Annotated in this window: 14 protein-coding genes; 10 read left to right on the forward strand and 4 right to left on the reverse strand. The window is 69.0% G+C overall.

Features of this window, described 5'->3' with window-relative positions; genetic code table 11:
• Nucleotides 1-35 precede the first annotated feature (35 nt).
• A complete protein-coding gene (locus tag AC1U89_RS00595; protein ID WP_479897700.1) occupies nucleotides 36-467 on the forward strand; it encodes a DUF1493 family protein in 432 nt (143 codons plus the stop codon).
• A 34-nt stretch (nucleotides 468-501) separates the two neighbouring features.
• On the opposite strand, the gene AC1U89_RS00600 is transcribed toward AC1U89_RS00595, so the two are convergent.
• The gene (locus AC1U89_RS00600) at nucleotides 502-630 is read right to left on the reverse strand and encodes a hypothetical protein (RefSeq protein ID WP_479897701.1); all 129 of its coding nucleotides are present in this window, start codon (nucleotides 628-630) and stop codon (nucleotides 502-504) included.
• A 182-nt stretch (nucleotides 631-812) separates the two neighbouring features.
• Here AC1U89_RS00600 and AC1U89_RS00605 point away from each other — a divergent pair, with 182 nt between their 5' ends.
• The 8 genes from AC1U89_RS00605 to gyrB all read left to right on the forward strand — a co-directional run bounded on the left by AC1U89_RS00605 (nucleotide 813) and on the right by gyrB (nucleotide 8,314).
• The gene (locus tag AC1U89_RS00605; protein WP_479897702.1) at nucleotides 813-1,187 is read left to right on the forward strand and encodes a VOC family protein; all 375 of its coding nucleotides are present in this window, start codon (nucleotides 813-815) and stop codon (nucleotides 1,185-1,187) included.
• Between the two features lie 182 nt (nucleotides 1,188-1,369).
• Nucleotides 1,370-2,014 (forward strand): hypothetical protein, encoded by a 645-nt coding sequence (locus tag AC1U89_RS00610; protein WP_479897703.1) that lies wholly within the window; start codon nucleotides 1,370-1,372, stop codon nucleotides 2,012-2,014.
• The gene (locus tag AC1U89_RS00615) at nucleotides 2,011-2,625 is read left to right on the forward strand and encodes a hypothetical protein (protein WP_479897704.1); all 615 of its coding nucleotides are present in this window, start codon (nucleotides 2,011-2,013) and stop codon (nucleotides 2,623-2,625) included. The genes AC1U89_RS00610 and AC1U89_RS00615 overlap by 4 nt, the downstream gene beginning before the upstream one ends.
• 217 nt (nucleotides 2,626-2,842) lie before the next feature.
• Nucleotides 2,843-3,532 carry a hypothetical protein gene (locus AC1U89_RS00620; protein ID WP_479897705.1) on the forward strand — a complete coding sequence of 230 codons (690 nt, stop codon included), beginning with the start codon at nucleotides 2,843-2,845 and terminating at the stop codon, nucleotides 3,530-3,532.
• Between the two features lie 99 nt (nucleotides 3,533-3,631).
• The gene (locus tag AC1U89_RS00625) at nucleotides 3,632-4,381 is read left to right on the forward strand and encodes an SDR family NAD(P)-dependent oxidoreductase (protein WP_479897706.1); all 750 of its coding nucleotides are present in this window, start codon (nucleotides 3,632-3,634) and stop codon (nucleotides 4,379-4,381) included.
• A gap of 58 nt (nucleotides 4,382-4,439) precedes the next feature.
• Entirely contained in the window at nucleotides 4,440-4,628 is a 189-nt protein-coding gene (locus AC1U89_RS00630) for a hypothetical protein (protein WP_479897707.1), read from the forward strand.
• 42 nt (nucleotides 4,629-4,670) lie between these two features.
• Nucleotides 4,671-5,834 (forward strand): DNA replication/repair protein RecF, encoded by a 1,164-nt coding sequence (gene recF, locus AC1U89_RS00635; RefSeq protein WP_479897708.1) that lies wholly within the window; start codon nucleotides 4,671-4,673, stop codon nucleotides 5,832-5,834.
• Nucleotides 5,835-5,893: 59 nt separating this feature from the next.
• On the forward strand, nucleotides 5,894-8,314 hold the full coding sequence (gene gyrB, locus AC1U89_RS00640) for a DNA topoisomerase (ATP-hydrolyzing) subunit B (RefSeq protein ID WP_479897898.1): 2,421 nt from the start codon (nucleotides 5,894-5,896) through the stop codon (nucleotides 8,312-8,314).
• Between the two features lie 71 nt (nucleotides 8,315-8,385).
• Here the strand turns inward: gyrB and AC1U89_RS00645 are convergent, their stop codons facing one another.
• The 3 genes from AC1U89_RS00645 to AC1U89_RS00655 all read right to left on the reverse strand — a co-directional run bounded on the left by AC1U89_RS00645 (nucleotide 8,386) and on the right by AC1U89_RS00655 (nucleotide 11,640).
• On the reverse strand, nucleotides 8,386-8,940 hold the full coding sequence (locus tag AC1U89_RS00645) for an RICIN domain-containing protein (protein WP_479897709.1): 555 nt from the start codon (nucleotides 8,938-8,940) through the stop codon (nucleotides 8,386-8,388).
• A 123-nt stretch (nucleotides 8,941-9,063) separates the two neighbouring features.
• A complete protein-coding gene (locus AC1U89_RS00650) occupies nucleotides 9,064-10,080 on the reverse strand; it encodes a hypothetical protein (RefSeq protein ID WP_479897710.1) in 1,017 nt (338 codons plus the stop codon).
• A gap of 279 nt (nucleotides 10,081-10,359) precedes the next feature.
• Nucleotides 10,360-11,640 (reverse strand): NRAMP family divalent metal transporter, encoded by a 1,281-nt coding sequence (locus tag AC1U89_RS00655; RefSeq protein ID WP_479897711.1) that lies wholly within the window; start codon nucleotides 11,638-11,640, stop codon nucleotides 10,360-10,362.
• Between the two features lie 160 nt (nucleotides 11,641-11,800).
• Between AC1U89_RS00655 and AC1U89_RS00660 the strand changes: the two genes are divergently transcribed.
• Nucleotides 11,801-12,751 (forward strand): bifunctional helix-turn-helix transcriptional regulator/GNAT family N-acetyltransferase, encoded by a 951-nt coding sequence (locus AC1U89_RS00660; protein WP_479897712.1) that lies wholly within the window; start codon nucleotides 11,801-11,803, stop codon nucleotides 12,749-12,751.
• Nucleotides 12,752-12,810 lie beyond the last annotated feature (59 nt).

Raw genomic sequence — 12,810 nt, forward strand, 5'->3', positions numbered from 1 at the left:
ATCCGAAGCGGATGAGCCGGGGTCGGAGGAGCAGGTTGATAAGCGACGCGCGTTCCGAGCTGGCCGATCTCCTCGAGAAGCACACGGGCGAACCCGCGCCGCCCTCTGCCGGCGACGTGGACTTGTTCGACGATTTGGGCGTTGAAGGCGACGACGCCTTCGAGTTCATGGACGACTTCGCCGCTCGGTTCGGTGTCGATATGGACGGTTACCGCTGGTATTTCCATCACGGCGAGGAGGGCCACAATTTCGGAGCCCTGTTCTTTCGCCCGCCCTATCGGCGCGTGCGCCGCATACCGATCACGCCCGATATCCTTCTTGAAGCCATTCGGACAAAGCGGTGGCCCCTGGCGTATCCAGAGCACGAGGCGCCGGACGTCCGCTGGGATATCCGGGTGAACCAACTGTTTGGCGCCGGGTTCCTCGCCCTCTTCGCGCTCTGGCTATGGAAAACCTTCGTCCGTTGAGGACGAACCGCACGGGGCTGGAATCCCGCGCCCGTTAGGCGATGCCCAGCACCCGCACGGCCAGCCACAGCGCGCCGCAGATGATCGCCCAGCCGGTGGCGACGCCCAGTTCGGGGTGGTTCTGCCACCATTGGCGCCGAGCGCCCAAAGCCTTGAGTTTCACGAGCCCCCTCCCCAGGGTTTGTTACCGTTATTCATGCGTGACACACGGACTCGCGCAAGCAACCTCCGGTGTAACGGGATCGTCACATACCGCTATATCCCTGTCACCTGTCCGTTCGCCCGTTCTTGTCGCCCCCTTCGCCCATGCTAATGTCCGTTTCATAAGAAAACGGGAGGAAGCGCATGGCGAAGATCAGCTACATGACGGTCGGCTCGAACAAGCTGGAGGCGGCCAAGGCCTTCTATGACGACCTGCTGGGCTCGATCGGCATGAAGGGGGTCTATGACCATCCGTCTGGCGGGCGGCTCTATCGCGGCAAGGGCACGGGCCTGTTCGGGGTTCTGGGTCCGTATGACGGCAATCCGGCCTGCATCGGCAACGGCATGATGGGCGGGTTCGACTTCGAGACCCGCGAGGAGGTCGACGCCTTCCACGCCCGGGCCATCACGTTGGGCGGCTCGTGCGAGGGCGCGCCTGGCGAGCGGATGCCTGGAGCCTATTTCGCCTATTTCCGCGACCTCGATGGCAACAAGCTGTGCGGCTACAAGTTCGGCTGACGCCGCCACCGGGCCCGAGGCCACGGCGGCCGATGAGGAGGAAGAGACGGGCGCCGCGTGCGCCCGTTTTGCTGTCCGCGCCGATGTGCGCATTCGCACATAAATAACGAGAGCCACGCCACCGCCGACACCGGGGCGCCGGAGCACGATCAGGCGATCAACAACGCTCTCGGGAACCTCCCATGGCCGGCAAGGCGCAGGAAGCCTGGCAGCTGAAGCTCCTGCCCCTGATGATGAGCTTCGTCATCGGCGCCGCCGTCTTCTTCAGCGCGGTCGTGCTCTGGCGCTTCGTGGCGATCGACGACCAGCTGGCCAGCCCCGGACGCGGCGTCGCGGCCCTGGAGGCGCCGCCGGCCAAGCTCGCGGACGACGCCAAGGCCGCCCTGTCGCTGGAGCGCTACGTCATCGAGCAGCGCTACCAGCAGGCCTCGCTGATCGTGCGGGCCCGTCTGTGGACCCGGTTCGTCGGCTTCATCACCGGCATGCTGCTGGCCCTGGTGGGCGCGACCTTCGTCCTGGGCAAGCTGAGCGAGCCGGAAACCCACGCCTCGGGCAATGCCGAGGTCGCCGGCCACAAGCTGGGTTTCGCCATTTCCAGCACCTCCCCAGGGATCATCCTGGCCAGCCTCGGCACGGTGTTGATGGCCCTGACGATCGCCATCCCCGGCCAGGCCAGCACCCAGGACGCCGCGATCTACTATCGCGGCCAGGCGGGGCTGGACGCGCCGCTCCCCGACGTCCCGCCCGCGCCGTGCCCGAACGGCGACACCGATCCGCTCAGTTGCCTGCCCACCCACATCCCCGAAACCCCAAGGAGCCAGCCATGACCCGCATCCTCATCAAGTCTGTCGCAGCCGCCGTCGTCCTGATCGTCGCGACGCCCCCGGCGCCGGCCTCGGCCGCGGTCGATCCCCCCGAGCTGCGACGGGGCCGCGACTCCTACAACATCAGCGATTTCGCGTCGGCCTATCAGACGCTCGCGCCCTACCGTGCGAAGGCCGGCCCGGCGCTGGAGGTCGATTTCCTGGTGAGCGCCAGCGCCTGCAGGCTCGCCTACAAGAACTTTCCCGACCAGGGACGGGCCGCGCTCAAGACCCTGGGCGCGCGCTATTACCCCCTCTCACTCAAGAACGGTTGGCCGCAACGCATCAACGGGGCGCTGGCGACCTGCGGTCAGGGTCTGCAACGGCCGCCCGCCAACCTGGCCGTCGCCGGCACGTCCGGGACCTTCATGGAGGCCTTCCCGCTGGACCTGGCGGCGCCCGCCGACGCCATGGCCAGCGGCGCGGCGGGTCGCGGCGCGATCGCGAGCCCGTCGTCGCAGACCTTGAAGAGCGACAAGCTGAGCGACGTCGGCGTCAGCGGCGCCGCCCTGAAGGGCCAGATCCAGGCCCCGGCGGCGGCGAACCTGAAGGCCGGGGCGATGAACCGTCAGTAGGATTCGCCCCACGAACGCGAAAGGAAACGGGCGCTTCAGAGCGCCCGTTTTTTTGCCTCCGCACCCGATGTGCGCAATCGCACATAAATGGCGAGAGACACGTCACAGTCAGCGAGGCGGCGTCGAGGCACGGTCACGACAGGACCACGGAAGCCCTCAACGACGGCGACGCCCCGGTCGCCCGCCGGCGAGGTTCCCGAAACCCAAGGAACAGCCGATGACCTCTCGCCTCAGATCCGGTCTGGTCGCCGTCGCCCTGATCACGGCCTGCCCGTCCGCCCCCGCCCTCGCGGCCACCAAAGCTCCCGTCCCTCTCGAAGTCCGGCAAGCCCAGGCCTTTGTCGACAACTGGGAGTACGAGCGCGCCTTCAACACGCTCGTGCCCTACCGCTACAGGACGGGCGGCTCGCTGCGGGTCGATTTCCTGATCGCGGCCAGCGCCTGCAAGATCGCGCAAAAGGACCTGCCCTCCAGGGGAAAGGCGGCGCTGGCCTCGCTGGAGGATCGTTACGGGGGCACCAAGGCGTGGCTGGACTTGCAGGACCGCGTCCTCGAAGCCCAGCGAACCTGCGGCCAGGGACTGCAAAGGCCGATCTTCGTCGCGGGCTCCGCCGGCGTCTCCGGCAAGTTCATCGGCAAGCCCCAGGAGGACTCGACCCCGCCGCCCGGCGCGATGGTGGACGACGCCCTTCCCGAGCCCGTCGCGCCGGTGGAGGTCACCCCTCCGCCGGAGGCCGCCCCCGCGCCCCAGGCGCCGGCCAAGTCCAGCTCCCGGAAACTGCGCAACGCCATGGCCGGCATCGCCGCCACAGCGGCCGCCGCCTTCCTGAGCAGCCTGGCCGAGAACGCCGGCGCCGCGGCGGCGGAGAAGTTCAAGGACCCCGGCGACCAGGAGGCCGACAAGTAGACGGGTTTCGCGCGTCCGGAGCGGCGCCCCTGATGCCGATCCGGGCCTGAGCCCCTATATCCTCGCCGGGCGCCTTCCGGCGCCGGCGAGGAGCATCTCATGAGCATGGATTTGAGCGGCCGCGCGGCCCTGGTCACCGGCGCGTCGTCGGGCTTCGGCGAGGCCGTGGCCCTGGGCCTGGCCAAGGCCGGCGCCAGGGTTGCCCTGGCCGCCCGCCGCGAGGACCGCCTGCGCGATCTGGCCGCGCGCATCCAGGCCGCCGGCGGCGAGGCGCACGTGATCGTCGCCGACTTCACGAAGGAGGAAGAAGCCCAGCGCGCGGTCCGCGAGGCCGAGGCCGCGTTCGGGCGGCTGGACATCCTGATCAACAACGCCGGGGTCATGTACCTGGAGCCGGTGGCCACCGCCGACCTCGGGCGCTGGCGTTCGATGCTGGAGCTGAACCTGCTGGGCCTGATCGCCGCCACCCAGGCCGCCCTGCCCGGCATGACCGCCCGCAAGGACGGCCACATCGTCAACATCGCCTCGACCGCGGCCCACGTCGCCAACCCGATGGCGGCGGCCTATTCGGCCACCAAGTTCGGCGTGGCGGGCTTTTCGGAGGCCCTGCGCAAGGAGGTCCACAAGGACAACATCCGGGTGTCGGTGATCTCGCCCGGCATGGCCGCCACCGAGCTGCGCGACCACATCGCCGTGCCGGCCGTTCAGAGCGCCGTCAACCAGTCGGCCGCCGCCATGCGCCAGCTGACCGCCGAGGACGTGGCCGACGCCATCCTCTACGCCGTCAGCCGCCCGCCGCACGTGATGATCAACGAAATCCTGATGCGCTCGACCGATCAGGAGCGGTAGGCGGCCACGGTCCCGATTCCGCCTTCGTCGCGACCCGAGCCCGCCACGATCCGGGCGCATGGCGAGACTTTCTCCCCCTGAGGAATCCGCCATGCGCATCGCCTGGGAACGCATCGCCACCATCGTCTTCAGCGGGCTCGCCTGGGCGATGGCCCTCGTGGCGGGCCCGCACTTGGCCCACGCCCTGCGGCACCCGTCGCGCCTGGTGGCCCATGCGAGCGTCGGTCGCCGCCGCGAGCAAGGCTGACGTCGATTTAGACCTGCGGCGCGAATAGGCTAGAACCCCCCGGTGAGCCGCGCCGCCCTGCTGTCCCTGACCCTGACCGACTTCCGCTCGTACGAGCGCGCGACCCTGCGTCCGGACGGCGCCAGCGTCTATCTGTTCGGGGCCAACGGGGCGGGCAAGACCAACCTCCTGGAGGCGATCAGCCTGCTGTCGCCGGGCAAGGGCCTGCGCGGGTCCAGCCTGACCGAGGTGGGCCGCCGCCTGCCGGGCGAGACCACGGGCCGGGCCTGGGCCGTGGCGGCGGAAGCCCAGTCTGGCGACGACGAGCCCGTCCGCCTGGGCACCGGCGTCGAGCTGGCCGGCGCCGCCCGCCGCGTCGTCCGCATCGAGGGCGAGACCGTTCCGCCCGGCCGGCTGGCCGACCATGTCCGGCCGATCTGGCTGACCCCGGCCCAGGACCGGCTGTTCCTCGAGGCCGCCGGCGAGCGCCGCAAGTTCTTCGACCGCCTGGTGTTCGCCGGCGAGCCCGACCACGCCCGCCACGCCAACGCCTACGACAAGGCCCAGCGCGAGCGCATGCGCCTGCTGACCGACGCCGCCGAGAGCGGCCAGCCGGCCGACACGGTGTGGCTGACGGCCCTGGAGGCGCGCCTGGGCCAGGCCGGTGCCCTGATGGCCGGGGCCCGGGCCCGCACCCTGCTGGCCCTGCAGGCCGAGATCGACACCCGCGGCGACCGCCCCTTCCCGCGCGCCCGCCTGGCCCTGACCGGCGAGTGGGAGGCGATGGCGCTGGAGGGCGTCGAAACGGCCGAGATCGAGCACCGCCTGGCCGCCGCCCTGGCCGCCGCGCGCCCCCGCGACGGGGCCGCCGGACGCGCCCTGACCGGCCCGCACCGGGGCGATCTGGCCATCCATCACGTCGACAAGGACCGTCCTGCGGCGGAATGTTCGACCGGGGAGCAGAAAGCGCTGATTCTGAACCTGGTTTTGGCGCAGGCCACGCGACTTTCGCGTGCGAAGGACGCCCCGAATCCTATAGTGTTGCTCGACGAAGTCGCCGCGCATCTCGACCTGAAAAGGCGAGCCGCCCTGGCCGACGAAATCACGGCGCTCGGCCTGCAGGCTTTTCTGACAGGCACCGACGAGTCGCTGTTCGACCATCTGAAAGGTCGGGCTCTGGGCGTTCGCGTCAGCGAACGGGGCCTGACCGCATTGGAAGACGTATGACCGAAGAGACCAAAGGCCAAAACTCGGAAGATCGCCTGACGACGGCGGACGGCTCGGAGATGTCGGCCCCCGAAGTGATGACGGGCGAGTACGGCGCCGACTCCATCAAGGTGCTCAAGGGCCTGGACGCGGTGCGAAAGCGCCCCGGCATGTACATCGGCGACACCGATGACGGCTCGGGCCTGCACCACATGGTCTACGAGGTGGTCGACAACGCCATCGACGAGGCCCTGGCCGGCCACGCCACCAAGGTGGAGGTGATCCTCAACGCCGACGGCTCGGTGACGGTCACCGACGATGGCCGCGGCATCCCGGTGGGCATCCACGAGGGCGAGGGCGTCAGCGCGGCCGAGGTCATCATGACCCAGCTGCACGCCGGCGGTAAGTTCGACCAGAACAGCTACAAGGTTTCGGGCGGCCTGCACGGCGTGGGCGTCTCGGTCGTCAATGCGCTCAGCGACTGGCTGGAGCTGAAGATCCACCGCGACGGCCACAGCCACCAGATGCGCTTCGAGCGCGGCGACGCGGTGACCTCGCTGAAGGTGACCGGCGACTCGCCCATCCGCACCGAGGGTCCCAAGGCCGGCGAGGTGCTGACCGGCACCGAGGTGACCTTCTTCCCGTCCAAGGACACCTTCGCCTTCATCGACTTCGACCGGAAGACGCTGGAGCACCGCCTGCGCGAGCTGGCCTTCCTGAACTCGGGCGTGACCATCTGGTTCAAGGACGAGCGCGACGCCGAGCCGTGGGTCGAGAAGCTGCACTACGAGGGCGGCATCGAGGCCTTCGTGCGCCACCTGGACAAGGCCAAGACCCCGCTGCTGAAGACGCCGATCGTCATCCGCGGCAAGAAGGACAAGGTCGAGGTCGACCTGGCCGTCTGGTGGAACGACAGCTACCACGAGCACATGCTGTGCTTCACCAACAACATCCCCCAGCGGGACGGCGGCACGCACTTGTCGGCCTTCCGGGGCGCCCTGACGCGCATCATCACGAACTACGCCGAGAGCTCGGGCATCACCAAGAAGGAGAAGGTCAATGTCGGGGGCGAGGACGCCCGCGAAGGCCTGACCTGCGTGCTGTCGGTCAAGGTGCCGGACCCCAAGTTCAGCTCGCAGACCAAGGACAAGCTGGTCTCGTCCGAGGTGCGCCCCGCCGTCGAGAGCCTGGTGCAGGAAGGCCTGGCCACCTGGTTCGAGGAGCATCCGAACGAAGCCAAGGCGATCGTCTCCAAGATCGCCGAGGCCGCCGCCGCCCGTGAAGCGGCCCGCAAGGMCCGCGAACTGACCCGCCGCAAGAGCGCCCTGGACATCACCAGCCTGCCCGGCAAGCTGGCCGACTGCTCCGAGCGCGACCCGGCAAAGTCCGAGATCTTCATCGTCGAGGGCGACTCGGCCGGCGGCTCGGCCAAGCAGGCCCGCAACCGCGACAACCAGGCCGTCCTGCCCCTACGCGGCAAGATCCTGAACGTCGAGCGCGCGCGCTTCGACAAGATGCTGTCGTCCGACCAGATCGGCACCCTGATCACGGCCCTGGGCGCCGGCATCGGCCGCGACGACTTCAACCCGGACAAGGTGCGCTACCACAAGATCGTGCTGATGACCGACGCCGACGTCGACGGCGCCCACATCCGCACCCTGCTGCTGACCTTCTTCTATCGTCAGATGCCGGAGCTGATCGAGCGGGGCTACATCTACATCGCCCAGCCGCCGCTCTACAAAGCCGCCAAGGGCAAGTCGTCGCGCTACCTGAAGGACGACGCCGAGATGGACGCCTTCCTGGTGGACGAGGGCGTCGACGGCGCCGAGCTCGACCTGGCCTCGGGCGAGCGCCGCACCAGCCAGGACCTGCTGGCCCTGGTCCAACTGGCCCGCCAGGCCAAGGGCAACATCGACCGCCTGGCCCAGCGCGCCCCGGCCTTCGCCATCGAGCAGGCGGCCCTGGCCGGCCTGTTCGGCGACAAGCCCGACATCGCCGCCGCCGCCAAGCGACTTGATCTGTATGCGGAGGAAGGTGACGGCCCGTGGTCGGGCGAGCGCTCGGACACCGCCTTCGTCTTCACCCGCATCCGCCGCGGCGTGACCGAGACCGTGGTCCTGGACGACGGCCTGCTGCACGCCGCCGACGCTCGTCGCCTGGCCGAACGCGCCGGCGCCCTGGCCGAGGTGTTCTCGGGCTCGGCGATCTTCCGCCGCAAGGACAAGTCTACCACCGTGCGCGGTCCGCTGGACCTGGTGGGCGCGGTGCTGGACGCCGGCCGCAAGGGCCTGTCGATCCAGCGCTACAAGGGCCTGGGCGAGATGAACCCCGATCAGCTGTGGGAAACCACCCTGGACGTCGAGGCCCGCACCCTGCTGCAGGTCCGCGTCAACCACGCCGACGACGCCGACGACATGTTCAGCCGCCTGATGGGCGATCTGGTCGAACCGCGCCGCGAGTTCATCCAGGAGAACGCCCTGGACGCCGAGGTGGACGTCTAGCGCCGGTTGTCATCCCGGAAGCCTCGCAGAGGCTGTCCGGGATGACAACGGCGTGTGGCTTTCAGCCTTCGCTACTCCCCCGGCCGCTGGAGCTTCAGCCGCAGGATCCACGTCCGCGACGGGTCGCCGTCGCAATTGTACTGCAGGCCGGTGACGTTGTTGTCGGTGCTGCGCCCACCGGCGATCGTCAGGCACTTGTCGGTCTGGACGTTGCGGATCTGGTGCAGGCCGTTGCCCCCGACATCGCTGATGTGCCAGGTGCGCGACGGATCGGCGTCGCAATTGAACTGCAGCGCGGTGACGTTGTTGTCGGTGCTGCGCCCGCCCGCGATGGTCAGGCACTTGCCCGTGCGCACGTTGCGGATCTGGTAGATGTCGTACCCGGCCACCTGGTTCAGCGTCCAACGTCTCGACGGGTCGGCGTCGCAGTTGAACTGCACGGTCTCGACATTGTTCTCGGTGCTGACCCCGCCCGCGATGGTCAGGCATTTGTTGGTCTGGGCGTTGACCAGCATCACCTCGGCGCCGATGGCGGCGGCCTGGACCGGGCCGAAGGTGCAGAAGGTCGCGAGCGCGAACACGATCGACGCCGCCGCTCGGGCAGCGACACGACGAAACCCCGTCATGATGATTTCCTTTGGCGCGAACAACCGCAGCGCCATCGCGTTCCCGATTCCGCATAAGCATTGCACCCGAGATTACGGGTTGCAATTCTATAATTTCTACTTGTGCGCTAATAACGCGGACAATCAATCGTCCGTGAAATAGTCCGCGATCGCCGCATCCACCGACTCCAGTTCGAACCCCGGCGAGCCGGCGCGCTCCAGGGCGTGGCGGATCTGCCAGGCGCTGCGGCCGACGTGGATGCCCATGCCGCGCAGCTCCTCGATGATGGCGGCGCGGGTGGCGTCGTCGACCGACTTGTTGTTCTCCAGACGCGCCTGGTCCAGCCGCCAGCCGAAATAGGTGTCGGGCGTCAGTTCGATGACCGCGCCGGGGGCCGGCAGCCATTCGTAGATGGCGCAGCGGCGGTCGACGGCCGCGTCCACATAGTTGGCCAGGCAGTTGCGGTAGCGGCGGGCGGCGTCGCGGATGGCCGCTACGGTCTCCAGCGGCCGCAGACGCTCCGTACCCGGATGAGGCGGCTTGGGCAGTTCGCGTCGGAAGTCGTCGGCCACCAGGTTGAACAGGGTCTTGGCGGTGGGGGCGCGGGTCCAGACGGCGATCCGCTCGGCCAGCACCGCCTCCGGCAGGCGGCGGGCCAGCAGGACGTGGGCCTCGGCCAGCAGCTTGGCCTGGGCGGCGCTGACCCGCACGGCCGCCCCGCCGGCGTCGCGCAGCGGGCGTGGCAGGGCGCCCAGGGTGCGCACCTGCATCGGATCGATCCGGTCGGCGTGGCGCAGGGTCTTGGCCGGCTTGGGATCGGCCAACAGGGCGACCAGGACGCGGTAGTCCTCCGGCGCCCAGGCGATCTCGCCCAGCCGCTCCAGCGCCCGGGCCAGGCCTTCGGGGGCGGGGTCCAGCACCAGGCGCACGGCCTTGCGCAGCGGGGCCTCCAGCAGCAGGTCGACATCGATCGCCGCCCGGCCGTCGGCCGTGGTGGCCAGCATCAGGCAGATCAGGTGCCGCCGCGCCGTCGGGGCGGTGACGAAGGGCGTATGCGGCGCGGGCCACAGGGCGGCCAGCACGTCCGCATAGGCGGGCGCGATCAGGCGCAGCAGGGGCGAGGCGAGCTCGGTCGCCTGGGCCAGAACGAGGGTGGTCATCGATAGCTCCCGGCGACGGCCGGGGCGGTCGTCGCTAGCGGTGTTGGAGGTCTTGCGGACGAAGCGGGCGCGGCTCGCACGACGCGCGCCATCGCACCGGGATCGGTGGCTTGTATGGCTGGGCGGCGTTCAAGGTCATGCGGCGGCGGCTTTCCGGAGCTGGATCGGGGGTGCGCTGATCTCACGATCCCCGTCGGCGGACAAGACCGTCGCGCCCGCCGGCACGACTTGACGTTTACCTTGTTGCCGCCAGGACACGGTTCGGCGAACGACGCGCGCTCAGGCCATCGCCACGAACATCGCCGCCGCCGCGACCGCCATCACCGCCGTCGCCAGCCAACCGAATAGCTTCAGGGTCGGCCCGGCGATGAAGCGTCCCATCTGGTCGCGCCGCGAGACGACCAGCATCATCACCACCATCATGGGCACGGCGATCACGCCGTTGATCACCGCGCTCCAGAAGAGGGCTTGGATCGGATCGATCTTCAGCAGGTCCAGGCCCACGCCCAGCAGGGTGGCCGCGCCGATCACCGTGTAGAAGCCGATCGCCTCCCACGGCTTGTTGTCCAGCCCGCAGGTCCAGCCTCGGGTCTCGCCCACCGCATAGGCGGCCGAGCCGGCCAGGACCGGGATCGACAACAGGCCGGTGCCGATGATTCCCAGGGAAAACAGCAGGAAGGCGAACTGGCCCGCCGCCGGCTCCAGCGCCTTGGCCGCGTCGGCCGCTGTCGCGATCTCGGTCTTGCCCGTGGCGTGCAGGGTGGCGGCGGTGGCGATCATGATGGCCAGGGCGATCAGGTTCGAGACCGCCATGCCGAAGAAGGTGTCGGTTCGTATGCGGCGCATCTCCGGCTTGGCCTGCTCGGGCGCCTCGGTCAGGGGGTGCGCCGCGTCGTCGTGGTCGACCTCCTCGACCTCCTGGGCGGTCTGCCAGAAGAAGAGGTACGGGCTGATGGTGGTGCCGAACACCGCCACGATCGTGGTGATCGCGTCCTTGGAGCCCAGCAGCTTCAGGTCGGGCATGACCAGGCCTCGGGCGACGTCGCCCCAGTCCAGCTTCACGACCAGCACCACCGCCACATAGGCGAACAGCACCAGGGTCAGCCATTTCAGGATACGGACATAACGCTTGTAGGGGATGAACATCTGCAGCAGCAGCGACCCCAGCGCGAAGCCGATCGTGAACAGGTGCGCGCCGCCGTGCGCCAGGAGCTGCGCCGCCGCGCCCATGGCCGCCAGGTCGGCCCCGATATTGATGGTGTTGGCGACGAACAGCAGGGCGACCAGCGCCGTCACCGCGCCCCTGGGGATCACCTCGCCCATGTTGCGGGCCAGGCCCTTGCCGGTGACCCGGCCGATCTGGCCGCTGACCAGCTGGATCGCGCACATCAGCGGATAGGTCAGCAGCAGGGTCCACAGCAGGCCATAGCCGAACCGCGCGCCGGTCTGGGAATAGGTGGCGATGCCCGACGGATCGTCGTCGGCCGCACCGGTGACCAGGCCGGGGCCCAGCTGTTCGAACAGGGCGATCGAGCGGACGCGGCGGAGCAGCGAGGTCATGACGTTTCCCGCCGTTCGGCGCTTGGAGAGGCTGAGAACACCATCTCGGCGCGCTTGGTTCCTGTGTCGGCTGGCGCACCCAACGCGAATTTTCTCTTGCCAAGCAAATTACATAGCTATGTATATATAGCGACATACTTTCGATCTCGGGACCGCGATCATGACCCCCGACACCCTCGCCGACCTGGGCGTGACCTTCCTGGGCAGCCGGATGAAGCGCCTGGCCGACCGGCTGCAGACCGACGCGGCCGCCACGCTCCAGGCCATGGACCTGCCGATCCAGCCGGCCCAGCAGCAGTTCCTGGCCGTGCTGCGCCAGCAGGGCCCCCAGACCGTGGGCGGCGTCGCCCAGCACCTGCGGATCAGCCAGCCGACCGCCACTCGCGCCATCCAGGCCCTGATGGAGCAGGGCCTGATCGACGCCAGCCGCGAAGGCCGCGACCAGCGCCAGAAGCTGCTGTCGCTGAGCCCGGACGGCGAGGCCCTGATGGACCGGCTGGAGCGTGACCTGTGGCCCCGGGTCGAGGCCGCGGCCGTGTCGCTGTGCGGCGGTCGCCACGCCGCCCTGCTGAAGGAGATCGAGATGATCGAGGCTGAACTGGACCGGCGCTCGCTGGTGGACCGGATCATGGCCCCGGAGATGCGCGTGCGCGACTTCTCCGACGACCTGGCCCAGGCCTTCCACGACATCAACGCCGAATGGATCTCGCGGATGTTCGTGCTCGAGGAGAACGACATCCGCCTGCTGGAGGACCCGCGCGGCCTGATCGTCGACAAGGGCGGGGCGGTGCTGTTCGCCGAGACGCCGGACCTGGGCGTGGTCGGGACCTGCGCGGTCATGAAGATGAAGGACGGCTGGTTCGAACTGACCAAGATGGGCGTGCTGGAGGCCGCGCGTGGCCGCAAGGTCGGCGAGTTCCTGCTGGCGGCGACGATCGAGCGGGCCAAGGCCATGGGCGTGGCCGACCGGCTCTACCTGCTGACCAACAGGAAGTGCGGCCCGGCCATCCACCTGTACGAGAAGCTGGGCTTCCAGCACGACGCCGAGATCATGGCGCTGTTCGGCAGCCGCTACGAGCGGTGCGACGTGGCGATGCGGTATCGGGGTTAGAGTCCTTCTCCCCTTGCGAGAGAAGGTGTCGGCGAAGCCGACGGATGAGGGGTCGAAAG

The sequence above is a fragment of the Caulobacter sp. 05T431 genome, assembly GCF_056665975.1.